The organism is Thioalkalivibrio sp. ALE9, from assembly GCF_000377445.1.
Taxonomy (GTDB): Bacteria; Pseudomonadota; Gammaproteobacteria; order Ectothiorhodospirales; family Ectothiorhodospiraceae; genus Thioalkalivibrio.
Window position 1 is genome coordinate 32,365 of record NZ_KB898125.1, and the last position, 21,770, is coordinate 54,134.

The window sequence follows — 21,770 nt, forward strand, 5'->3', positions numbered from 1 at the left end:
CCGTGGAACCGGCCCCCGCACCGGATCTCGACGCCCTCGCTGCCCGTATCGAGGCGCTGCCCGCCGGCCCCGAACGCAAGGACCTCACGGACCTGCTGCGCCGGGCCCGCCAGCGCCAGAAGCGCGGCCAGCCCTGCGATCGCTTGGCTCACACCCTCGCCGAGCGCCTGGACCACGCCGAAGGGGGCCACGCCGAACGCGCCCGCCTGCGCCCCCAGCCCGTTTATGCCGGCGACCTGCCGATCCACGCCGAGCGCGAGCGCATTGTCGCCGCGATCCGCGAACACCCGGTACTGGTGCTGTGCGGCGAGACCGGCTCCGGCAAGACCACCCAGCTACCCAAGCTGTGCCTGGAGGCCGGGCGCGGCGAGACCGGGCTGATCGGCCACACCCAGCCGCGCCGCATCGCCGCGCGCTCGGTCGCCAGCCGCATCGCCGAGGAACTGGGCACCACGCTGGGGGGTGAGAAGACCTCCACCGTCGGCTTCAAGGTGCGCTTTTCCGACCAGACCGGGCCGAACAACTGGGTCAAGCTGATGACCGACGGCATGCTGCTTGCCGAGCTGGCGCATGACCCGGAGCTGCGCGCCTACGACACCCTGATCGTCGACGAGGCGCACGAGCGCAGCCTGAACATCGACTTCCTGATGGGCGTGCTCAAGCGCCTATCGAAGAAACGCCCGGAGCTGCGCATCATCATCACCTCCGCGACGCTGGACCCGGAGCGGCTGTCGGCGTTCTTCGACGACGCCCCGATCCTGACCGTGGCCGGACGCACCTACCCGGTGGAGCTGCGCTACCGCCCGATCGAGCCGGAAGACGCGGCCGACGAGGACGAAGACGCCGGTCGCGGCGAGCGCGACCTTTTCGACGGCATCCGCGAGGCGGTGGCCGAATGCGAGCGCGCCGGCCCCGGCGACATCCTGGTATTCCTGCCCGGCGAGCGCGAGATCCGCGACGCCCACAAGGCCCTGCGCGGCCAGGTGCGCGCCGACACCGAGGTCCTGGCACTGTACGCGCGCCTGTCCGCGCGCGAGCAGTCGCGGGTATTCCAGTCGCACGCCGGCCGGCGCATCGTGCTCGCCACCAACGTCGCCGAGACCGCGCTGACCGTCCCCGGCATCCGCTTCGTGATCGACTCGGGTCTGGCCCGCGTCTCGCGCTACTCCTGGCGCTCGCGGGTCCAACGCCTGAGCCTGGAGCCGATCTCGCAGGCCGCCTGCGACCAGCGCGCCGGGCGCTGCGGACGACTGGGCCCCGGCATCTGCATCCGGCTGTTCGCGGAGGACGACTACCACCTGCGCCCGCCCTTCACCGACCCGGAGATCCAGCGCTCCAACCTCGCCTCGGTGATCCTACAGATGGCCGCGCTGAAGCTCGGTCAGCCGCGCCAGTTCCCGTTCGTGGATCCACCCGATCCACGCATGGTCAAGGACGGCTACCGCCTGCTGGAGGAGCTGGGTGCGGTGGACGCGCGCGGGCGCATCACCCCGCGCGGCCGCCAGCTGGCACGCATGCCCATCGACCCGCGCCACGGTGCAATGCTGCTGGCCGGGGCCGACCACGGCTGCGTGACCGAGACCGCGACTATCGCCGCGTTCCTGTCGCTGCAGGACCCGCGCGAACGCCCGGCCGAGGCCACCCAGGCGGCGGACCAGGCCCATCGGGAGTTTCAGGTCGAGGGCTCCGACTTCATGGGCATGCTGCGGCTGTGGGAGGCCTGGCACACCGCGCGCGAGGATCTCGGCTCGAATGCGCTCAAACGCTGGTGCCGCGAGCACTTCCTGAATTTCCTGCGCATGCGCGAGTGGCAGGAACTGCGCGTGCAGCTGCTGCGCCAAGCCCGCGAGATGGACCTGAAGCCGAACCACGAACCGGCCGACGCCGAGCCCGTGCACCGCGCGCTGCTGACCGGACTGGTCAGCCAGATCGGACAGAAGACCGAGCGCGGCGACTACCTCGGCGCGCGCAACCGCCGCTTCCAGATCCACCCCGGATCGGTCCTGGCGAAGAAGAAACCCGCCTGGGTGATGAGTGCGGAGATCGCCGAGACCACCCGTGTCTACGCCCGCGACAATGCCCGTATCGAGCCCGACTGGATCCTGGCCGCGGCGGCGCATCTGCTCAAGCACCATATCTTCGAGCCGCACTTCCAGCGTCGCAGCGGACGCGTCGGGGCCTTCGACCGCATCACCCTGTACGGCCTGGTCGTCGCCCCGAAAAAGCCGGTGGACTTCGCAAGACACGACCCGGCCGAGGCGCGGCGTATCATGATCCGCGAGGGCCTGGTCGGCGGCGAGCTGCGCACCCGCTCGAAGGGGGTACAGGCCAACCGCGAGGCCGTGGCCGAGATCGCCGAGCAGGAGGCGCGCGGGCGCCGGCGCGACCTGCTGGTGGAGGAGGATCGCCTGTTCGACTTCTATGACGCCCGCCTGCCGGAAGACATCACCGACGGCACAAGCTTCGAGACCTGGGCGCGCAAGGCCGAGAAGCGGGACCCCGACGCCCTGCGGATCGACCGTGCGGAACTGCTGAACGAGCCGGACACCGCGCTCCCGCAAGGGGCCTACCCCGACCATCTGGAGGTCGAGGGCCTGCGCCTGCCGCTGGCCTACCGCTTCGAGCCCGGTCAGCCAGACGACGGCGTGACCGTGACCATCCCGATCGCCGCGCTGAACGCGGTGCCCGACTGGCTGGGCGACTGGCTGGTGCCGGGGCTGCTGGAGGAGCGCGTGACCGCCCTGTTGAAGAGCCTGCCCAAGGGCCTGCGCCGCCAGTTCGTGCCCGCGCCGGACTTCGCGCAGGCTGCGCTCGCGCGCATCGAACACCGCCAGGGCCCGCTGATCCCGGCGCTGGCCGAGGCCCTGCGCGCGATGACCGGCACCGAGATCCCGCTGGATGCCTGGCGCCCGGAGAACCTGGAGCCACACCTGGTGATGCGCTTCCGCATCCTCGACCCGGAAGGCAATGAGCAGGCCAGCGGCCGTGACCTGGCCGCGCTGAAGCGCCGGCTGGGCGACAGCGCCGAGGCCCACTTCGACGCCAGCCGCCCGGACGAGATCACCCGCGAGGGCATCACCGAGTGGGACTTCGGCGCGCTGCCGGAGAGCGTCGAGTTCGACCACCAGGGGGCGCAACTGCGCGCCTTCCCGATCCTGGTCGATCGTGGCGATACCGTCTCGCTGGAGCTGGAACCGGACCCGGCGCGGGCCGCGCGGGCGCACCGCGCGGGCCTGCGTCGGCTGTTCCTGCTGGGCGCGCGCAAGACCGCGCGTGACCTGCGCCGCCAGCTCCCGGAGATCGAACGCGCCTGCCTGAACTACTCGACACTCGGCAGCTGCGAGGCCCTGCGCGACCAGATCCTGGAGGCGGCGGCCGACCGCGTGTTCCTGGCCGAGCCGTGGCCGCGCGATGCCGAGAACTTTCAAGAGCGCCTGGAGGCCAGCCTGCCCGAGTTCTCGCCCACGGTGATGGAGCTCTCCCGCCTGGCCGCCGAGATCCTGCGCCACTGGCACGACCTGCGCACGCGGCTGCAGGGGGATCTGCCGCTGTCCTGGATCGAGGCCGCGCGCGACATCCGCGGGCAGCTCGAGGCGCTGGTCCCGGCCGACTTCCTGCTGCGCACCCCGCACACCGTGCTGCCCGAGCTGCCGCGCTACCTGCAGGCAATCGACAAGCGCCTGGAACGCCTGACCCAGGCCCCGGACAAGGACCGCGCCCGACGCGTGGCGGTCGAGCCGCTGTGGCAGCAGGCACAGGAGCTGATCGCACGGGCACCGGACCACCCGGACGTTCTCGCCTTTCGCTACCGCATCGAGGAGTTTCGCGTCTCGCAGTTCGCCCAGGAACTGGGCACGCGCGAGAAGGTGTCGCCGAAACGGCTGGAACGCGAATACACCGACGTGATCCAACGACTGGCAAGCGGCCAATAAGCAATCTGGACAGAGGAAGCAACGGATGCGCGTAGTCGTGATCGGGGCCGGCGTGATCGGCGTGACCACCGCCTGGTACCTGCGGGAGGCCGGGGCCGAGGTCGTGCTGGTGGATGCCGGCCCCGCCCCCGCCACCGGCTGCAGCCAGGCCAATGGCGGCATGCTGCATGCGAGCCATGCCGAGCCCTGGAACACCCCCGGCGTCGGGCTGGACCTGCTGCGCTTTCTCGGGCGCACGGAGTCGCCGCTGCTGCTTCGTCCGCGCGCCCTGCCGGGGCTGGCCGGCTGGGGCCTGCGCTTCCTGTGGCACAGCCGGCGCTCACTGTTCGAGCAGCACACCCGCCTGAATGCCCGCCTGGCCGCGTTCTCGCTCCGGGAGATCGACCGCCTGCAGCGGGAACTGGCGAGCGAGGGGCTGGACTTCGACTTTCGCCGCTGCGGCATCCTGAAGCTGTTCCAGGATCCGGCCAGCCAGGCCCACAACCGTGCCGCCAGCGAGGCGATGCGTGATGAGGATGTGCGCTTCGAGGACTGGGACGTGGAGCGGATCATCGCGGAGGAGCCGGCACTGGCCCCGGTCCGCGACCGCCTGTGCGGCGGGCTGTTCTTCCCCGGGGATGCGATCGGCGACGCGGCACGGTTCACCGAGCAGCTGCTCGCAATCGGACAGCGCCGGGGCATCCGCTATTACCCGAACGTCACCGTCCGACGCCTGCGCACCCACCGTGGCCGCATCGACTCGGTGGAGACCTCCGAAGGGCCGATCGCGGCGGATGCCTGCGTGGTCGCCAACGGCTACCACGCCCCGGACCTCCTGCGCTCGCTGGGGCTGCATCTGCCCGTCGCCCCGGTAAAGGGCTATTCGCTGACCCTGCCGATGGACGCCGACTGCCGGCTGAATCTGCCGCTGATCGATGACGCCAACAAGGTGGTGATGACCCCGCTGGGGGCGCGCCTGCGCCTGGCCGGTACCGCCGAATTTGCCGGCCGCGACCGCCACCTGAACATCGAGCGCGCGGCGAATGTCCTCGATCAGTGCCGGCGCACCCTGACCGGCCTGCCCGCGAACTTCGACCCGCAGACGATGGCCCCGTGGACCGGACTGCGCCCGATGAGTGCCCGTGGCACACCGATCCTCGGCCCCACCGCCATCACGGGCCTGCACCTAAACACCGGATCCGGACACCTGGGCTGGACCTTTGCCTGCGGGGCGGCGGCACTGGTGCGGGCCGGAGTGCTGGGCGAAACACCGAGCCTGCCGATGGAAGGCCTGGGACTCTGATCCGCGCGAACCGGCTGTTGCGGGATAGCACCCCGGTAAGTCGATTCAGCCCCCCGGGAACACCATGCGGATGCGGGCCCCGTGCAGATCCGGGGCCTGTTCGATGAACAGCGTCCCGCGGTGGTCGGTGACCAGGGTATGGATGATGCTGAGCCCGAGCCCCTGACCGGTATCCCGGTCGGCATCCTGCCCGCCGCGTGTGTCCGCGCGCTGGCCGCGCTCCAGCACCCGGGCCCGGTCGGCCGGCGGGATACCCGGACCGTCATCGTCGATGATCAGCATCACCTCGCCGGGCTGGCAGCGCGTCGTGACCCGCACCCGGCTGGTGGCATGGCGAATGGCGTTGTCCAGGGTATTGCCCAGCAACTCGAAGATGGCGCCACCGTCCATGCGCAGGGCACAGCCCGGGGCCAGGTCGGTCTCCAGCGTCACCCCCTCCTGCGCGGCGAGCCGTCCCAGCGCCTGGCCGGTTCGCTCGATGATCGGCGCCAGCGGCTCGGCAGCCTGGAACGGGGCCGGCCCCAGCCGCTGCGCCTGATTCAGCTGGTGCTGGACGATCCCCTGCAACCGGTCGACCTGGTGCTGCATGTCGTCCGGGTCCGGTCGCGCGCTCTCGAGGTTCAGGCGCAGCGCGGAGATCGGGGTCTTCAGGCTGTGGGCCAGGTCCGCCAGGGCATTCTGCTGGCGCGCCAGGCGGGCCCGCTCGAACTCGACCAGGTCGTTGATGCTGCCGGTCAGGGCGCGGACCTCGGTGGGATAGTACCCGCCCAGACGGGCGTGGTCGCCATGGCGCAGGGCGTCCAGGTCGCGCCGCACCTGGCGCAACGGGCGCAGCCCCCAGAACCACAGCGCCAGCGACAGCACCAGGATCATGGACAGGGTCATCGCGCCCAGCCCCTGCCACAGGCTTACGCGGTACTGTTCGACCTGTTCATTGAAGGCCTCGCGGTCCTCCAGCATCTGGAAGGTCAGTCCCACCTGGTCGCCCTCCAGCTCCCACTGCACGGGCAGGCTGAAGCTGAAGTACTCGTCCTCCGACCAGCCACGCAGCGAGACGCCCACCGTCGAGGGCGACCGCCAGAGGGTCTGGCCCTCCTCGCCGAGGATGCGCGCATAAAGACCACTGACCGGCAGTTGCAGCCGGCTTTCGGGGAGCATCTCGGGGACCCGCACATCCGCGGGCCCGATCACCTCGGCCAGCCCCATCAGCAGCAGCACCTGCGCCTCCAGCCGGGTCTCCACCGCGTCCGCCGCATTGTCGCGAAAGGCCGCCTCCAGCACCCAGGCCGTCAGCAGCGAGAAGATCAGCACGGTGACGGCCGTGACCCCCGCCAGGCGCAGGACCAGGCTGCCGCGCAGCTTGCGCAGGGCCGCCTTCATGCGGACCGGGCGGCCTCGGGGTGGATCATCGGGCGCTGTCCGACTCGTTTTCCGGGGCGGGGTCGGGTTCGCGGGCAAAGCGGTAGCCGCGCCCGCGCAGGGTCTCGATCAGCCCCAGGCTGCCATCGGCATCCAGCTTGCGACGCAGGCGACCGATGAGGACCTCGATCACGTTGCTCTCGCGGTCCTCGTCGTGGTCGTACAGGTAGTCCGCCAGCGCGTCCTTGCTCAGCACCCGGCCGGGCTGGCGCACCAGGGTCATCAGCAGGCGGTACTCGAATGTGGTCAGGGTCACCGATTCGCCATTCAACCAGACCTCGTCGCCGGCGGTATCGATCACCAGCGGGCCGAAGTGCAGCCGCTCCTGGCCAGACTGCAGGCTGCGGCGCGCCAGGGCGCGCAGGCGCGCCAGCAGTTCCTGGATATGGAAGGGCTTGGCCAGGTAGTCATCGGCGCCGGCCTCCAGACCCTCGACCTTGTCCTGCCAGCGGTCGCGCGCGGTCAGGATCAGTATCGGCAGGCGCGGCTTCGACTCGCGCGCCTTGCGGATCACGTCGAGGCCATCCATGCCGGGCAGGCCAAGGTCGACCACGGCGATATCGCAGTGGTACTCGGTCAGCAGGTACAATCCGGTCTCGCCATCCGAGGCGGTATCCACGCGACAGCCGCTGCGGTCCAGTTCCTCGCCGATCTGGTTGCGCAGGGCAACGTCATCCTCGATCAGTACCACGCGCAGATTCATTCCGGGAGCTCCACTTCCGTACCTTCCTCGATGCGCAGGGTACGCACTTGCTGGTCGTTGGTCAGGATCCGGATCACGAACAGGCGCGCCCCGTAGCGGCTGACATCCTCGCGGGCATGCAGGACCCGCCCCGGGTAATGTGCCTCGATCTGGGCGACGGCCTCGTCCAGGTCCCAGACCGCGGCCTCGGGGTCGTCGGTATTGAACTGCGCCTGTGCCGGAAGCGCGACCAGGAACAGCATGGCCAGCGCCCGCACCGGGCCCGAGCGACGCCGCATCGGGTGCCGCTCGCGGTGTCCGGGCTGGAGATCCGGCGTGGGTCGCATGGTGGCGCATCCTCCGGGGATTTGCGTGGAAAGGTCTTGAAGATGCAAGGGTATCGGCCTAGCCTGAACCCTATCTGAAACCGACCGGAACCGTCATGCAAGACGCCCCTGCCGAACAACCCGAGATCCCCCTGGAAGAAGAGGCCGGTCCGTTGCCGTGGAAGGAGCTCATGCCGCATTTCGCCCGCGGCGTGGTGATCCGCGTGGCACCGGAACTGGACCTGATCGAGGTGGCCCGCGCCTTCCGCGATGACGCCACGCATCAGGTCAGCGAATGGCTAGCCAATGACCAGGTCGCCCGCGCCTCGGATGACGATGCCCGGCGCTGGGCCGCGAACGATCCGATCTTCACCGCCATCGTGGCTGCGCCCTGGGTCCTCGCCCAGGAGCGGACCCCGTCCCACTAGACGATGGCCGTCTCCCTTGGCATCCCCGGCGAGACCCTGGAACGGCTGATCCAGGCCGCCCGCGAGTTCCACGCCAAGGAGGACGTGGTCTTCCCGGATACCGGCTCCGAGGGCAGTGACGACGACTGGGCCCTGCAGGTGCTGGCCGACCACGCCAGCGACCTGACCCTGCAGGAGCTGGAGGGCACGCTGCGCGACCTGGGCCCGGAGCAACAGGCGGAACTGCAGGCGCTCAGCGGCGTCGGGCGCGGGGATTACGCAGTCACGGACTGGGATACCGCACTGCAGGAGGCCCGCGACGACTGGAGCGCGGACACCGTGCACTGGCTGCTGACGAACCCGATGATCGCCGACGAGTGGGCCGCGGGCCTGGAACAGATCGAGCGCGAGGACTAGCGCGTCCGCCTCGGGTATCGGGGCAACCCCTATTCGAGCTCCTCGGGATCGAAGCGCACGGCGATGCCGCCGTCCATCACCCGCACCACCTGGGCCTTCACGCGCGGCGCCTCGCCGCCATCCCCGAGCATGCCGAAGACCTGGAGCATCAACTCGTCATCCGATGCGAGCTTCATCAGGTGCCCCACACAGGCGTTTTCCGGATCGTCCCACTGCAGGAAGGCTCCGCCGCCGGAGATGTCGTTGGTGGTCAGGGTCACCGTGTCCCCGCTTTCGCACTCGGCCACGACCTCGACCGTCATCGGGATCCGTGGATGACGACGCCGTTCCCCTGTCATGGCACTCCTCCTGGTGGCAGATGCCTCTGCGATGTATCGAAAAGGCGCTTTTTGTGTGCTATACGGTCTCCATGATCGTTGGTTTTCGCGATCAGGCGCAACTACCGGGCTCGAACCCGGTGGCGCAAATCACAACCCGGATCACCACACCGGGCCCGAGGATGAAGGCAGTACTCCACAGCTGTCGCTCGCAAAAAGCCACTTCTAACGGAGGAGTCCGTTCCAATGAAGAAATCGCATTTGTACCTGGTGGGGCTTGCCGCCTCGCTAGCGATGGCGGGCACTGCTACCCAGGCCCTTGCCGACGACGAAATCACCCGGGGCCAGCTGATGGCCGCCTCCTGCAAGGCCTGCCACAACGCGGCCGGCGCCGAGGAGGGTGTCCCGGAGCTGAACCGTATTCCCGCTGCAGTCATCGAGAGCCAGATGAGGGCATTCCGCGACGGTGACCGTGACGCGACGATCATGGATCGTCACGCCAAGGGCTACACCGACGAGGAAATCGAAGCGATGGCCGGCTACTTCAGCCGCTTCTGATCAGGGGGAATCACATCATGCATGACTTTACTCGACGCAATTTCCTGAAGGTCGCCGGCATCAGCAGTGCCGCGGCCTTCGCTGGCATTGGCTGTGCAGCCAACGGCATGCGCGGGGCCGACAAGGCTCACGTCGTGGTCGTGGGCGGCGGCTCCGGCGGCGCGACCGCCGCGAAATACATCAAGCAGTTCTCGCCCGACATGCGCGTGACGCTGATCGAGCCGAACGCCACCTACCACACCTGCTATGGCAGCAACTGGGTGATCGGCGGCTTCGCGGACATGGACTTCATCGCCCACGGCTACGACACCCTGCGGGATGACTACGGCATCGAGATCGTCCAGGACCGGGTGACCGCGGTGGACGCCTCCGCGCGCAGCGTGCGCCTGGCCGGCGGCGACAGCATGAGCTACGACAAGCTGGTGATGTCCCCGGGGATCGATTTCCGCTACGACGACATGCCCGGCATCTCCGAGGCCGACGCCGACCGTGTCCCGCACGCCTGGAAGGCCGGTTCGCAGACCGAGCTGCTGCGTTCCCAGCTGCAAAACATGCCGAACGGCGGCGTGTTCGTCATGGTCGCCCCGCCGAACCCGTTCCGCTGCCCGCCGGGGCCGTACGAGCGGGTGTCACTGGTCGCGAACTACTTCAAGCAGGAGAAGCCGCGCTCCAAGATCATCATCCTGGATCCGAAGGATGGCTTCTCCAAGCAGGGCCTGTTCGAGGAAGGCTGGGCCGAGCACTACGGCGACATGATTGAATGGCGCGCCGGCTCGGAGGGCGGTCGCGCCGAGGAAATCGATGTCGACAACATGACCGTGCTGGCCGACAGCGGCTTCGAACGCGTCCGTGCCGACGTGCTGAACTTCATCCCCGCCCAGCGCGCCGGCCAGATCGCCCACGACGTGGGCCTGACCAATGACGAGGGCTGGGTCCCGGTGGATCAGCTCACCTTCAAGTCGGAGATGGACGACAACATCTACGTCCTGGGGGATGCCAGCGTGGCGGGCGCCATGCCCAAGTCCGGCCACTCGGCCAACAACCAGGGCAAGATCGTCGCGGCCGCGGTCGTGCGCGAACTGTCCGGCCAGGAGCCGATCAACCCCTCCTCCGCCAACACCTGCTACAGCCTGGTCACCCCGGACTACGCGATCAGCGTGGCCGCGGTCTACCAGTACCAGGACGGCGCGATGGCCGGGGTCTCCGGCGCCGGAGGCGTCAGCCCGTCGGGCGCCAGCTCCAGCTTCCGAAGCCGCGAGGCGCAGTACACCCGGGCCTGGTACGCCGGGATCACCCGCGACATCTGGGGCTGACCCCAGCCGTTCCGTCACGGAACGCACTCGAACGGCGCCTCCGGGCGCCGTTTTTTTTGCTCACCACGAAGCCCACGAAGGCACGAAGAAGGTCAAGGGCGTGTGCACCACAGAGGGCACGGAGAAAACCGGTGATGATGTTAAAAGCGAAGGGTGGGTTCGGCGGAGCGCTGTAAATTGCAGCCGTAACTTGAAACAGCTCAGCCGAGTCCGTTTCCCCTGAATCAACACATTCCACTCGCCTGATAGAGCTTGAAAATCCTGCCCTTCTTTGTGCGCTCTGTGTCCCCTGTGGTTTAACCGATCTTGACCTTGCCGTTCTTCGTGCCTTCGTGTGCTTCGTGGTGAATAAGGCGGGTCAGGCGTTGAGGTCGGGGATCAGCCGGCTGCGCAGGCGCTGGATCGCGTCCTTCAGTTGCAGCTTGCGCTTCTTCAGGCGCTGGATGGCGAAGATGTCGGGTGCGGCCTGCTCGTGCATCACGCCGATGGCGGAATCCAGGGCGCGGTGTTCGGCCTCCAGCTCGGCCAAGCGTGCGCGAATCTGACTTTCGGTTTCCAAGCCGGCCCCCAGTGGTCCCGTGAAGTGGTGGCCGCATGGCGGAAGAATCCCGCATGGCCATTCGGATCCTCAAACCCGTATGATCGCAGACCGTCCCCGGCGGGACCATAGCCGCCCTTCAGGAGCCTGCTCGATGGCGATCCACAACACCCCCTTAACCATCCAGACCCCGCGTGGCCCCCGTCTGGGCGGCGTACTGGTCGCACCCGAGGCCGATGCCATTCGCGGTCAGGCCTGCATCGCGCACTGCTTCGCCTGTTCCAAGGACTTCCCGGCGACGGTACGGCTGGCGCGCGCCCTCGCCGAGGAAGGCATCGCCACCCTGCGTTTCGATTTCATGGGCCTGGGTGACTCGGAGGGCGAGTTCCGCGACAGCACGCTGGAGACCTACTGCGAGGACCTCCACTCGGCGCTCGAGGCGCTGGAGACCTTCACCGGGCGGCACACCAACCTGCTGGTCGGTCACAGCTTCGGCGGGGCCATGGCGATCCATGTCGGCGCGCAGCGCGAGACGCTGGACGGCGTCGTCACCATTGCCGCCCCCAGCCGGCCCGGCCACGTCGCCCACCTGTTCGGGGACACGGCCGACGAGATCCGGCGTGAGGGCTCCGCCCGGATCAACATCGGCGGACGCCCCGTGGAGATCGGCCGCGCCTTCATCGAGTCGATCGAGGAGCCGACCCTGGACCACGCACTCGACACCCTGCAGCGGCCGCTGTTGCTGCTGCACGCACCGGGCGACACGGTGGTCAGCGTGGATCACGCCCGCAAGATCTTCCAGCAGGCGCAGCACCCCAAGAGCTTCGTCGCCCTGCACCAGGCCGACCACCTGCTCTCGCGACCGGAACACACCCGCTACGTGGCGGGCCTGATCCGCGCCTGGTCGGCGAACCTGCTGGACTAGCCCCAGCGCAAGCCACAGCCCGTAGGAGGCCAGCCCCCTGGCCGATCAGGCGCCGGCAAAACCCCATCGGCCAGAGGGCTGGCCTCCTACAACATGGCCCCGGGAGCCTGTCGAGTTTGGGCGATCTTCGCGAGCGCAGGGCGAGAGGGCCGGCCCGAATCCAAAAAGCCCCGGGCCTACCAATAGTTCTCGGTGGTGATATGCCCCGGCTTGCGCCGGCGATTCTTCGCCAGGCCGCGCTCCTTCAGGATCGCGGTCGTGTCCTGCACCATGGCCGGGTTGCCGCACAGCATCACCTGCGAATGCTCCGGGGTAATCTTCAGGCCCGCGTGGTGTTCCAGCCGGCCCTCGGCGATCGCGGCCGGCACCCGCCCTTCGAGCCCCCCGGGGAACGGCTCGCGACTGACGAACGGGATGTACTGAAACCGCTTCGCGTCGCGCTCCTGAAACTCCCGAATGGTGTCCTGGTAGGTAAGTTCCTCCGCCTGGCGCACCGCGTGGACCAGACGGATATTCTCGAAGCGCTCCCACGGGGTGTCCGTCTTCAGGATGGACAGGAACGGACCCAGCGCGGTACCGGTGGACAACAGCCACAGGTCGCGACTGTCGGGGAGCTCGTCCAGGGTAAAGAAACCGGTCGCGCGCGGCATCAGCTCCACCTGATCACCCGGCTCCAGCTGCACCAGGCGGTTGGACAATGGGCCGTCCGGCACGGTGATCAGGTAAAAATCCAGCGGGGTCTCGCCCGGGGCGTTCACGTACGAATACGGCCGTCCCACCATCTCCCCGTCGATCTCCAGGCGCAGGCGGTTGAACTGCCCCGCCTTGAACGGCTCGACCTCGGCATCCACGCGCAGCGAGAACAGGCGGTCCGTCCACTGCTTGCGCTCCCGTACGACACCGGTCACCCAGCCCATATTCCCTACTCCATTGCTCAGGTATTGTTCAAAGATTGCGGTCGCGGTGGGAAGGTTTCAAGCATCCCCGGCCAACGCCGTATAATTGTCGCAAATCCGACCACTGGAGCAGTCATGGCCCGCACCCCCTCGCAGATGATCGAACTCGGTACCGAGGCACCCAACTTCTCCCTGCCGGACGTCGTCTCCGGCGAAAACGTCAGCCTCGACAGCTTCCCCGACGCGAAAGGCTACATGATCGCCTTCATCTGCAATCACTGCCCGTTCGTGCAGCTGATCCGCCACGAATTCGCGCGCTACGGTCGCGAATACTCGAACAAGGGCATCGCGGTAATCGCGATCAACTCGAACGACATCCAGGCGGTGCCGGACGATGCCCCGGACAAGATGAAGGACGACGCCCGTCGCTTCGGCTACAACTTTCCCTACTGCCTCGACGAGGACCAGTCCGTCGCCAAGGCCTACCACGCGGCCTGCACCCCGGACCTGTACCTGTTCGATGCCGAGCGCAAGCTCTTCTACCGCGGCCAGTTCGACGAGACCCGCCCCGGTTCCGACACCCCGGTCACCGGCCGCGACCTGCGCGCCGCCAGCGATGCCCTGCTCGCCGGCCAGCCGGCACCGGAGCCGCAGCACCCCAGCCTCGGTTGCAATATCAAGTGGCGCCCCGGTAACGAACCGGACTACTTCGGCTGAACAGGAGGCCCGCTTGAAACGAGGACGACCCAGGGGGCTGGACCGGTGGGCCCGCCCCTGTGGGAGCGAGCCTGCCCGCGAATGGCCCCGCCCTCATCAGCCAGCAACCCAGGCGTTCGCTACCGCGCGCCGCATGCCGCCCCGAACCCCCGGATGAGGGTCGCCAGATGTCTCCCAGCAACGTAATCGACGGCCCCCGCATCGCCACCTGGCGATGCCCGTCCTGTCAGGAGGCGGTACCGCGCCTGCTGCCGAATGGCGAATCGAACCGCATCCCGATTCCACCGGAGCGCATGGCCCTGCCCGACACCACCGTGCAGCAGGCCTGCGCCCGGGTGCAGGGGCTGCGCGCGCCCGAGATCTGCTACGCCTGTGATCAGGCCTACCAGGAACTGCTGGGGACGCTGGTGCGCCCCCCCGCCGAGCTCGGCGACGCCCGCGGCGAGCCCGGACTGAACGACACCGGCATCATCGGCGCCCTGTTGCCCATCGCCGACCGGGGCACGCAGATCCTGATCTTCAACGTGATCAACGAGGAGCTGCGCTGCACCGAGATCGAACGCCTGATCAGCTTCAACCCCGACCGCCTCACCTACCCCGGTACACGCGGCGCCATCGCGCCGCGCATCTGGACCCTCTACGAAGACCACCTGGCCCAGCTGCACGCCCGCGCACCGACGCCCTACACCCCCGACTAGGAGGCCACAGGGAAAACTGACCCGTCATCGCGTGACGTGCAGCAGCGAGCCGCGTGGACAGCCCCGACGCCGAGCCAGGCAACCCTCAGCGGTTGCGTCCGCAGATGGCCACGGCCCCTGACGGAGCCTCGCCATGACACGAACTACGCGCAACACAGTCATCGCGAGGCGCGTAGCGCCGTGGCGATCGGCCGGGACAACCCCAGGCGCATCCCTCGCGATCACGCCCGGGCACCCCGACCATCCCTCTCGTCGTCATTCCGGAAACCGCGCAGCGGTTATCCGGGATCTCAATACGCCAGGCCACAGCAACTACCGCAGATCCCGGCTCTTAGCTTCGCTACGGCCGGGATGCGGGGCCATGTCGGCGACTTCCAGTGCCCCGGACGGGACGGACAGACGCAAGCCCTCAGGCGTCTTCGGCATCCACCCGCGCCAGCATACGCATCCCGCCAACCATGCAACGCAAGGCCTCCAAGGCCTGCAGATCCAGCTCCGCGCCGGTCTCGGCGGGCAAGCGCCAGTATTTCGGGCGGCAGGTCGCGGGCCGATGTTCGGGCATGGCGCGGGCGGCGGCGGTGTCGACCGCCACCAGCAAATCGGCCCAGGCCAGGTCATCATCCGTCAGCGCGCACATCGCGCGCGCCGGACGTACCTCGATCCAGCCCTCGAACTCGGCCGCCGCGGCCAGCTCCGCCACGCGCGCGGCACGCCCGTCCGGGCGTTCCGACGCCACCAGCAGACGTGCCCGGCGCTTAAACATCTCCGCACCCCGGGGAAACATTGATCAATGTACACGCTCGCGCTCGAGTCGCTTTTGCGTGCGAACAAGGCGCGGTGACTGCCGTGCAGTCATTCTGCACAAGGGAACCGCAACGCCGTTCCCACGCAAAAGAGGCCGAGCCCCTTCGGGGTTGGCACCCCAGGTTCCCCGATCCTGCGTTGCGGCCCTTGCCGGTAGAACCACTACCGGCTGCACACCGCGCCTTGTCTCGGAAAACCTGGGGTGCCAACGCGAGCGTGTACATTAATCAACGTTTCCCTGGCAAGTGCTTTTGAATGGCACCGCAGGCCACCCTCAGGCTATAACTCAACTGATGGAAACGGAGAACGGACGCCATGGCCCACCTCGACTGGTCGCAGTACCCGGTAAATGAACTCAAGCTCGTCTACAGCACGCTGCATGCGCAGCTCACCCTGGAGCCCGATCTGATGGATTCCGAACTGATGGCCGACCTGCAGACCCACCTGCAACAGGCCGCGAAGGCCGACGGCGTGGACGTCTCTACCCACTCCCAGTGGGCCGCCTGGCTGAACGACCGCTAACTTCAACTCCACCTGAGTAGACGTGGTGTCAGGACTCGCTCAGCGAGGGGCCGCTCGCTCAGTCGACTTCGATCAGCGATTCGCCGTTCTCCAGCGCCCGGAGCACGCGAGGTAGAAGCGGCTTGAACCATTCGAGCAAGGCCGCTTTCCGGGTATTTCCGATTCGAAGCCAGACGACGGCTGGATAGGCCCCCGAGTCCGCGGAGCGCCACACGGCGAAATCCTCATCCTTGGTCACGATGACGGCCCCCGTTCGGAGAGCTTCCGCCCAGATTTCTTTATCGGAAGCCTCAAGAAGTCCGACATCCGCAACATGCTCGGCCGCAACACCCTGGTCAACGAGCCAACGCGCAAGGGCCGGCGGCAGCTGAGCGTCGACCAGGAAGCGCATTCAGGCGACGTGAAGAACAGGGTGATCCGTTTGACGCGCGGCAAACCGCAACGCCTCGGTAATGTCTTCGCCCGTCAGGTAGGGGTAGTCCTCCAGAATTTCCTCCCGCGAGGCCCCTGCCGCCAGAAGGTCAAGGACATCCCGCACTCGCATCCGGGTGCCGCGGATGCAAGGGCGTCCACCGCAGATTTCCGGATCAAAGGTGATGCGTTGCAACTCGCTCATGATGGCCTCCTGCGCAGACGACCAGAGAATGTATCGACGAAGTGTATCGTTATCGGACCAATGCTGGAGCAAACGGGTCCGCGAATGTCATGTTCGCCAGAGTCGGGCGCGGGCAGGGGCTTCGCCTGCAAGCAGGCTCCTACAAGACACCTCGTCAGGCGTCGCCGGCGGTGGCCTTGCGGTGTTCGGCGGCGAAATCGAGCATGCGCTGCGTGGCCACCAGGGCCTTCTGGCGCGCGGTCTCGTCGACGAAGATCTCGTTCTTCGCGGGTTCCGCGGTGTCTTCCAGCGTGTCGGCCAGCGAGACCAGGTCGTTCATGGCCATCCACGGGCAATGGGCGCAACTGGTGCAGGTGGCGCTGTGGCCGCCGGTGGGGGCCTCGATCAGGGTCTTGCCCGGCGCCGCCTGCTGCATCTTGTAGAAGATGCCCTTGTCGGTCGCCACGATGAATTCCTGTTCCGGGCGCTCCTTCACCGCCGCGATCAGCTGGCTGGTGGAGCCAACCACATCGGCCTGATGGATCACCTCGCGCGGGGACTCCGGATGCACCAGCACCGCAGCACCGGGGTGGCGGCCGCGCAGGTCCTCCAGCGCCCAGGAGCGAAACTCGTCGTGCACCACGCAGGAGCCGTCCCACAGCACCATGTCGGCGCCGGTAGTGCGGCGGATGTAGTCGCCCAGGTGCTTGTCCGGGGCCCACAGGACCTTCTTGCCCTGGTCGCGCAGGTGCTCGACCAGCGGGACGGCAATGCTCGAGGTGACGACGTAGTCGGCCTGCGCCTTCACGTCCACCGAGGTGTTGGAGTACACCACCACCGTGTGGTCCGGGTACTGGGCGCGGAACTTCGCGAACTCGTCGGCCGGGCAGCCGAGATCCAGCGAGCACTCGGCCTCCAGCGTGGGCATCAGCACGCGCTTCTCCGGGCTCAGGATCTTGGCCGTCTCGCCCATGAAGCGCACCCCGGCGACCACCAGCGTCTCGGCCGGGTGCTCCTTGCCGAAACGCGCCATCTCCAGGGAGTCGGCCACACAACCACCGGTCTCGTCCGCCAGCCGCTGCAGCGACTCGTCCACGTAGTAATGGGCCACCAGCACCGCGTTGCGTTCGATCAGCAGGCGCTTGATGCGGCGCACCAGCTCGTCGCGCTGGGCATCGGTCAACGCGTGCAGCGAAGCCGTCACGTGGGCCGTGCTCGGCACGTGGTAAAGCGGCTTGTCGGCTACGGGTGCGTTCATGATCCCTCGCTCTCCGAAGCAGTCGGAGAAGATTATCGTCTGCTTATGGTACGACAGGCCCCGGCGTGCTGTCGTTCCTGCAAATTGTGGGGGCGTGCCCGCGTAACCCAAGCAGCGCGCCTATAATGCCCTCCCGATGGACGAGCTCACCCGCCAATACAAGGCGCTGTCATTCGAAGAGCGCATGGACCTGGCCCTCTCCGGAGCGCTTGACGAGCGCTGGCGACCGTTGCTGGTCCGCGACCAGCACGCCCAGGTGAAGGCGTACTTCTCCCGGCGTATGGACCTGACGCCGGAGGAAGTCGCGCTGCTCCTGGCCGACCCCAACCAGACCGTACGCCTGAACTGCGCCAAACGCCCGGACCTGACCCCGGACCAGGTCGAGGCCTGCGTGAACGATCGCGACCCCAACCTGCGCTACTTCGTCGCGCGCAACCCGCTGCTCACCGAGGCCCAGCGGGAACGACTGATGGACGACGAGGACGAACTGGTACGCATCGCGGTGCGCAAGGGCCCGAAAAAACGCGGCACCCGCGCTCGCCCCGGACAAGCCGAGATGATCCGTTGACCGAGACCACGCCCGAGAAACCGAAACGCCCGAAGCCCTCCGGCCGCCGCCGCGCGCTGTCCTGGGGCATCCAGATCGGCCTGGCGCTGGTGATCTTTCTGGTCGTGCGCGCCTGGATGGCGCGCGACATGGTCGAGGGCCCGGCACCCGAGTTCGAGGCCCAGTTACTGGATGGTACGCCGGTAACGCTCGCCGACTACGCGGACGAACCCATGCTGCTGCACTTCTGGGCCACCTGGTGCCCGATCTGCCGCCTCGAGGAAGGCGAGATCGTGCGCCTGTCGCAAAGCCACCCGGTGCTCACGGTCGCCATGCAGTCCGGCACGCCGGAGGAGGTGCTGGAGCACCTGAACGAACGCGAGCGCGAACTGGCCGTGATCAACGATCCGGACGGCGCCCTGGCCGCGCGCTACAACGTTCGCGGCGTCCCGGCCACGTTCATCATCAACCCCGACGGCGAGATCGTCTTCCGCAAGCAAGGCTACGCCCCGCCTCTGGAACTGCGCCTGCGCCTGTGGCTCGCCCGCTGGCTGTAAGCCACCCCAGCGCCCAACAGCGCGGCTCGCTGCGCTCAGCGACCCAACACAATCGTGGTCACGCAGCGCGAGGTTCGATCTCGCTGCGCACGCGGTCAGCGAGTTCGATCTGGGCGCGCCTCAGTTCGTATTCAACCTGCAGGTTCAGCCAGAAACGCTCGGAAGTACCGAAATAACGCGCCAGCCTCATGGCCGTGTCGGCAGAGACGCCCCGGCGCTCGCGCACAATGTCATTCATGCGCGTCGTCGGCACGTGCAACGCCCCGGCAAGCGCGTTCACACTGAGCCCTAGCGGAGCAAGAAACTCCTCGCGCAAGATTTCGCCTGGATGGATGGGCCGCATACCGTTTGTAGTCATGCTCTAACCTCCTTCGGGAACCCTTCAGTGGTAATCGACGATCTCCACGTCCTCAGCACCCTCGTCCGTCCACCGGAAACAGATACGCCATTGGGCGTTGATGCGAATGCTGTGCTGTCCCTCGCGATCTCCAGACAGGACCTCCAGCCGATTACCCGGCGGCGAACGCAAATCCTGCAGCGTCTCCGCCGCTTGAAGCTGGACCAACTTGCGCTCCGCAATCGCTCTGATACCGGACCAACGCCGACTCCTTCCGGTTTCGAACAGCGCCCGGGTTTCCCTACACCGAAAGCTTCTGATCATGGGTACAGGATATAACGCTTAACGGTAAGCAGCAAACCAATGGCGCAGCTCGCTTCGCTCAGTGCACCCTACACCCAGGAAGCCCCCCGTAGGATGCGGTTGAGCGCAGCGAAACGCATCAAAATGACCGTGGCCAGCAACCCAGCTTGTTGACTCCCAACGCGCACAAGTTACACTTTAAAGTGTAACTAAGGGGGGCCGTCATGGAAGCCACCACCAAGGATATGCGCCTGCACAGCCGCGAACTGCTCGCCGCCGTGGACCGGGGCGAGGAAATCGAAATCACGTATCGAGGTCGCCTGCGCGCCAAATTGGTCCCATACCGAAGCACCTCGGCCCCGCAAACGCGCGCCGACCATAATCCTCTGTTTGGGCTTTGGCGGGACCAGCAAGGCTCGGTCGACGAACACATCCGCCGGATCCGGCAATCCAGGAACTTCAAGTAAGGCTAGGGAAACACTGATCAATGTACACGCTCGCGTTGGCACCCCAGGTTCTCCGAGACAAGGCGCGTCGCGCAGTGGGTAGTGGTTCTACCCGCAAGCGGCGCAACGCAGGATCGGGGAACCTGGGGTGCCAACCCCGAAGGGCTCGGCCGCTTTTGCGTGGGAACGGCGTTGCGGCTTCCTTGTGCAGAATAACTGCACGGCTGTCGCCGCGCCTTGTTCACACGCAAAAGCGACTCGAGCGCGAGCGTGTACATTGATCAGTGTTTCCCTAGTGGACACGGATGTCCTGATCTGGAATCTGCGCGGGAATCAGAAAGCCGGCGAATGGCTCGACCGCTCGCCCGGATTTACGGTGTCCGCCGTAACGTACATGGAGCTCATCCAGGGCCTGCGCGACCAGACCGAATTCCGCGCGCTTCGCCAGGCCATGCAGTATTGGGATGCACGTATCCAGCCGGTAAGCGAAGCTATCTCGAACAGGGCGACCTTTCTTGTCGAGACCTACGCCCTCAGCCACAACATGCAGATGGCCGATGCGCTGATTGCGGCGACCGCCACACAGCTGGGCTTGCCACTCGTCACGGCCAACGATCGGCACTATCGGAACATCGAGGGCCTGGAGATCCACCTGTTCCGACCGGAACAGGGCAGCGCCCCACTGTAGGAGGCCAGCCCTCTGGCCGATCGGGCCCGGCCTACGCCCCATCGCCCAGAGGGCTGGGCTCCTACACAAGACCCAAGCCTCGCCGCAGCGCCGAACCGTTCCCCGCAGGGGGCGCGCCTTACGCGCGAAGCCCCTGCCACCGCCAGCCCGGGGCCTACGCCTCCAGCTCGCGCAGGACGCGGAAGCCCAGGTTGGTATCCATCTCGTCGATGTTGCGGCGGCGCCGGGCGGCGCTGCGGGTATTCACGGCGGCATCGAACCAGGAACCGCCCTTGGTGACCACCCACTCGTTGTCCGGATCGCGACGGTAGACGCCATCGCGCGGCAGGCTGGCATGGTTGTCATGCCATGGCGTGGAGGTAAACTCCTGCACATTGCCGTGCATGTCGTACAGCCCCCAGAGGTTGGGCTGAAAGCTGCCCACATCCAGCGGCCGCGACAGCGGGAAACACGCCGGGATGTACCACTTGCGCCGCTGGCGCCGCTCCTCGTAGGGGAACAACGAGTTGAAGTGCACGTCGCGGCACCCCACCACCTCGCCGAACGCGAACGGCGTGCGCGTGCCCGCCCGGCAGGCGTATTCCCACTCCGCCTCGGTCGGCAGGCGATAGCGCTTGCCCGTCTCCTCGCTCAGCCAGTCCAGGTACTGCTGGATGCTATCCGGCTTGATATTGAAGATCGGCATGCGCGGAGTACTCGGCCACACCAGCCACTCCCAGGGCTCCCAGCCCGTCGCCGCCTGGAACGCCTCCCACTCCTCGCGCGTAATCGCGTAGCGCCCCAGAGCGAAGGGCCGCTCCAGCGCCACGTAGCGGCGCGGCCCCTCGTGCGGCTGATGGCCGTACTCCGAGGCATCCGAACCCATCTCGAACTCGCCGGGCGGGATCACCTGCAGCTCCGGCGTCGGCGCCCCAGAGCGGGCCTCGTCGCGAAACGTGACGGCTAGCCTTGCCGCACGCGCCGCCTGCTGCTGCAGATCCAGCAGATCCGCCTGATCCATCCGCTGCACATCCTTTACCATGGGCCTGCTCACCTCCAACACCTTCAATTTCGCAGCAGCCGCGACACCCCGCCACTGCCAGCTGCAGCCCGTCATTGCGAGTGAAGCGAAGCAATCGCCTGCCTGAACCCAAGCGCCCCTTCGCCACCCACCTCAACCGGCGGCTCGAACTACCCAGCAGTACAGTCAACACGATAGCGCGCCCTGCCAACGGCGCCGCCATCCTGTAGGCAAGCGCCAACGCCCGAGGTTCGCCCTCGCGCAGTGCCGCTTGCACCGGTTAAAC

The 21,770-nt window shown here is 67.3% G+C and carries 27 protein-coding genes; 14 read left to right on the forward strand and 13 right to left on the reverse strand.

The features are described 5' to 3' along the window. Positions 1–2: 2 nt before the first annotated feature. On the forward strand, positions 3–3,932 hold the full coding sequence (gene hrpA, locus D106_RS0107030) for an ATP-dependent RNA helicase HrpA (RefSeq protein ID WP_018879640.1): 3,930 nt from the start codon (positions 3–5) through the stop codon (positions 3,930–3,932). Positions 3,933–3,957: 25 nt separating this feature from the next. After that, positions 3,958–5,214 (forward strand): FAD-dependent oxidoreductase, encoded by a 1,257-nt coding sequence (locus D106_RS0107035; RefSeq protein ID WP_018879641.1) that lies wholly within the window; start codon positions 3,958–3,960, stop codon positions 5,212–5,214. A gap of 45 nt (positions 5,215–5,259) precedes the next feature. On the opposite strand, the gene D106_RS0107040 is transcribed toward D106_RS0107035, so the two are convergent. From D106_RS0107040 to D106_RS0107050, 3 genes are read right to left on the reverse strand one after another with little or no spacing between them, the layout of a single operon-like run. Continuing rightward, positions 5,260–6,594, reverse strand: coding sequence for a HAMP domain-containing sensor histidine kinase (locus D106_RS0107040; RefSeq protein WP_018865540.1), 1,335 nt, complete (start codon positions 6,592–6,594; stop codon positions 5,260–5,262). 25 nt (positions 6,595–6,619) lie between these two features. Beyond that, positions 6,620–7,336 (reverse strand): response regulator transcription factor, encoded by a 717-nt coding sequence (locus tag D106_RS0107045; protein ID WP_018865539.1) that lies wholly within the window; start codon positions 7,334–7,336, stop codon positions 6,620–6,622. After that, positions 7,333–7,662, reverse strand: a complete 330-nt coding sequence (locus D106_RS0107050) for a PepSY domain-containing protein (protein ID WP_026279137.1) — start codon at positions 7,660–7,662, stop codon at positions 7,333–7,335. The genes D106_RS0107045 and D106_RS0107050 overlap by 4 nt, the downstream gene beginning before the upstream one ends. A gap of 95 nt (positions 7,663–7,757) precedes the next feature. On the opposite strand from D106_RS0107050, the gene D106_RS0107055 reads away from it, so the two are divergent. Next, on the forward strand, positions 7,758–8,069 hold the full coding sequence (locus D106_RS0107055; protein ID WP_018878102.1) for a DUF2288 family protein: 312 nt from the start codon (positions 7,758–7,760) through the stop codon (positions 8,067–8,069). Positions 8,070–8,072: 3 nt separating this feature from the next. Continuing rightward, the gene (locus D106_RS0107060; RefSeq protein WP_018865536.1) at positions 8,073–8,465 is read left to right on the forward strand and encodes a DUF3775 domain-containing protein; all 393 of its coding nucleotides are present in this window, start codon (positions 8,073–8,075) and stop codon (positions 8,463–8,465) included. 29 nt (positions 8,466–8,494) lie between these two features. Here the strand turns inward: D106_RS0107060 and D106_RS0107065 are convergent, their stop codons facing one another. After that, on the reverse strand, positions 8,495–8,803 hold the full coding sequence (locus D106_RS0107065; RefSeq protein WP_081618392.1) for a PilZ domain-containing protein: 309 nt from the start codon (positions 8,801–8,803) through the stop codon (positions 8,495–8,497). A 225-nt stretch (positions 8,804–9,028) separates the two neighbouring features. On the opposite strand from D106_RS0107065, the gene D106_RS0107070 reads away from it, so the two are divergent. Together D106_RS0107070 and D106_RS0107075 are read left to right on the forward strand one after the other, a co-directional pair. Further along, positions 9,029–9,340, forward strand: a complete 312-nt coding sequence (locus tag D106_RS0107070; RefSeq protein ID WP_018879642.1) for a c-type cytochrome — start codon at positions 9,029–9,031, stop codon at positions 9,338–9,340. A gap of 17 nt (positions 9,341–9,357) precedes the next feature. After that, positions 9,358–10,653: an NAD(P)/FAD-dependent oxidoreductase gene (locus D106_RS0107075; RefSeq protein WP_018876550.1), complete on the forward strand. Its 1,296-nt coding sequence runs from the start codon at positions 9,358–9,360 to the stop codon at positions 10,651–10,653. A 358-nt stretch (positions 10,654–11,011) separates the two neighbouring features. On the opposite strand, the gene D106_RS0107080 is transcribed toward D106_RS0107075, so the two are convergent. Then, the gene (locus D106_RS0107080; protein ID WP_017942660.1) at positions 11,012–11,212 is read right to left on the reverse strand and encodes a YdcH family protein; all 201 of its coding nucleotides are present in this window, start codon (positions 11,210–11,212) and stop codon (positions 11,012–11,014) included. 133 nt (positions 11,213–11,345) lie between these two features. On the opposite strand from D106_RS0107080, the gene D106_RS0107085 reads away from it, so the two are divergent. Continuing rightward, positions 11,346–12,116: a S9 family peptidase gene (locus tag D106_RS0107085; protein WP_018879643.1), complete on the forward strand. Its 771-nt coding sequence runs from the start codon at positions 11,346–11,348 to the stop codon at positions 12,114–12,116. 176 nt (positions 12,117–12,292) lie between these two features. Here D106_RS0107085 and D106_RS0107090 read toward each other — a convergent pair whose 3' ends face one another. After that, complete coding sequence (locus D106_RS0107090; RefSeq protein ID WP_018879644.1) at positions 12,293–13,033, reverse strand: ferredoxin--NADP reductase; 741 nt, start codon at positions 13,031–13,033, stop codon at positions 12,293–12,295. A gap of 114 nt (positions 13,034–13,147) precedes the next feature. On the opposite strand from D106_RS0107090, the gene D106_RS0107095 reads away from it, so the two are divergent. Both D106_RS0107095 and D106_RS0107100 read left to right on the forward strand, forming a co-directional pair. Then, positions 13,148–13,729 (forward strand): thioredoxin family protein, encoded by a 582-nt coding sequence (locus tag D106_RS0107095; protein WP_018865530.1) that lies wholly within the window; start codon positions 13,148–13,150, stop codon positions 13,727–13,729. A 167-nt stretch (positions 13,730–13,896) separates the two neighbouring features. Further along, on the forward strand, positions 13,897–14,427 hold the full coding sequence (locus D106_RS0107100) for a hypothetical protein (RefSeq protein ID WP_018879645.1): 531 nt from the start codon (positions 13,897–13,899) through the stop codon (positions 14,425–14,427). A 409-nt stretch (positions 14,428–14,836) separates the two neighbouring features. Here D106_RS0107100 and D106_RS0107105 read toward each other — a convergent pair whose 3' ends face one another. Then, positions 14,837–15,190: a hypothetical protein gene (locus tag D106_RS0107105; RefSeq protein ID WP_018879646.1), complete on the reverse strand. Its 354-nt coding sequence runs from the start codon at positions 15,188–15,190 to the stop codon at positions 14,837–14,839. A gap of 356 nt (positions 15,191–15,546) precedes the next feature. On the opposite strand from D106_RS0107105, the gene D106_RS0107110 reads away from it, so the two are divergent. Continuing rightward, positions 15,547–15,753, forward strand: a complete 207-nt coding sequence (locus tag D106_RS0107110; RefSeq protein WP_018865527.1) for a hypothetical protein — start codon at positions 15,547–15,549, stop codon at positions 15,751–15,753. Positions 15,754–15,811: 58 nt separating this feature from the next. Here the strand turns inward: D106_RS0107110 and D106_RS0107115 are convergent, their stop codons facing one another. The 3 genes from D106_RS0107115 to nadA form a co-directional block, all read right to left on the reverse strand. Further along, on the reverse strand, positions 15,812–16,144 hold the full coding sequence (locus tag D106_RS0107115) for a DUF5615 family PIN-like protein (RefSeq protein WP_018865526.1): 333 nt from the start codon (positions 16,142–16,144) through the stop codon (positions 15,812–15,814). Continuing rightward, positions 16,145–16,369 (reverse strand): DUF433 domain-containing protein, encoded by a 225-nt coding sequence (locus D106_RS0107120; protein ID WP_018865525.1) that lies wholly within the window; start codon positions 16,367–16,369, stop codon positions 16,145–16,147. Between the two features lie 154 nt (positions 16,370–16,523). Continuing rightward, the gene (gene nadA / locus D106_RS0107125; protein WP_018879647.1) at positions 16,524–17,606 is read right to left on the reverse strand and encodes a quinolinate synthase NadA; all 1,083 of its coding nucleotides are present in this window, start codon (positions 17,604–17,606) and stop codon (positions 16,524–16,526) included. Between the two features lie 136 nt (positions 17,607–17,742). Here nadA and D106_RS0107130 point away from each other — a divergent pair, with 136 nt between their 5' ends. Both D106_RS0107130 and D106_RS0107135 read left to right on the forward strand, forming a co-directional pair. Next, positions 17,743–18,174: a hypothetical protein gene (locus tag D106_RS0107130; protein ID WP_018876557.1), complete on the forward strand. Its 432-nt coding sequence runs from the start codon at positions 17,743–17,745 to the stop codon at positions 18,172–18,174. After that, complete coding sequence (locus tag D106_RS0107135) at positions 18,171–18,710, forward strand: protein disulfide oxidoreductase (RefSeq protein WP_018879648.1); 540 nt, start codon at positions 18,171–18,173, stop codon at positions 18,708–18,710. Before D106_RS0107130 ends, D106_RS0107135 begins: the two co-directional genes overlap by 4 nt. Before the next feature lie 58 nt (positions 18,711–18,768). Here D106_RS0107135 and D106_RS0107140 read toward each other — a convergent pair whose 3' ends face one another. After that, on the reverse strand, positions 18,769–19,068 hold the full coding sequence (locus tag D106_RS0107140; RefSeq protein ID WP_017926225.1) for a HigA family addiction module antitoxin: 300 nt from the start codon (positions 19,066–19,068) through the stop codon (positions 18,769–18,771). Positions 19,069–19,092: 24 nt separating this feature from the next. Further along, positions 19,093–19,371 (reverse strand): type II toxin-antitoxin system RelE/ParE family toxin, encoded by a 279-nt coding sequence (locus D106_RS0107145; protein ID WP_081601303.1) that lies wholly within the window; start codon positions 19,369–19,371, stop codon positions 19,093–19,095. Positions 19,372–19,574: 203 nt separating this feature from the next. Here D106_RS0107145 and D106_RS0107150 point away from each other — a divergent pair, with 203 nt between their 5' ends. Next, the gene (locus tag D106_RS0107150) at positions 19,575–19,817 is read left to right on the forward strand and encodes a type II toxin-antitoxin system Phd/YefM family antitoxin (RefSeq protein WP_018879649.1); all 243 of its coding nucleotides are present in this window, start codon (positions 19,575–19,577) and stop codon (positions 19,815–19,817) included. Between the two features lie 274 nt (positions 19,818–20,091). Continuing rightward, the gene (locus tag D106_RS0107155; protein WP_018879650.1) at positions 20,092–20,484 is read left to right on the forward strand and encodes a type II toxin-antitoxin system VapC family toxin; all 393 of its coding nucleotides are present in this window, start codon (positions 20,092–20,094) and stop codon (positions 20,482–20,484) included. 154 nt (positions 20,485–20,638) lie between these two features. Here D106_RS0107155 and D106_RS0107160 read toward each other — a convergent pair whose 3' ends face one another. Next, positions 20,639–21,505 carry an SUMF1/EgtB/PvdO family nonheme iron enzyme gene (locus tag D106_RS0107160; RefSeq protein ID WP_026280615.1) on the reverse strand — a complete coding sequence of 289 codons (867 nt, stop codon included), beginning with the start codon at positions 21,503–21,505 and terminating at the stop codon, positions 20,639–20,641. Positions 21,506–21,770 lie beyond the last annotated feature (265 nt).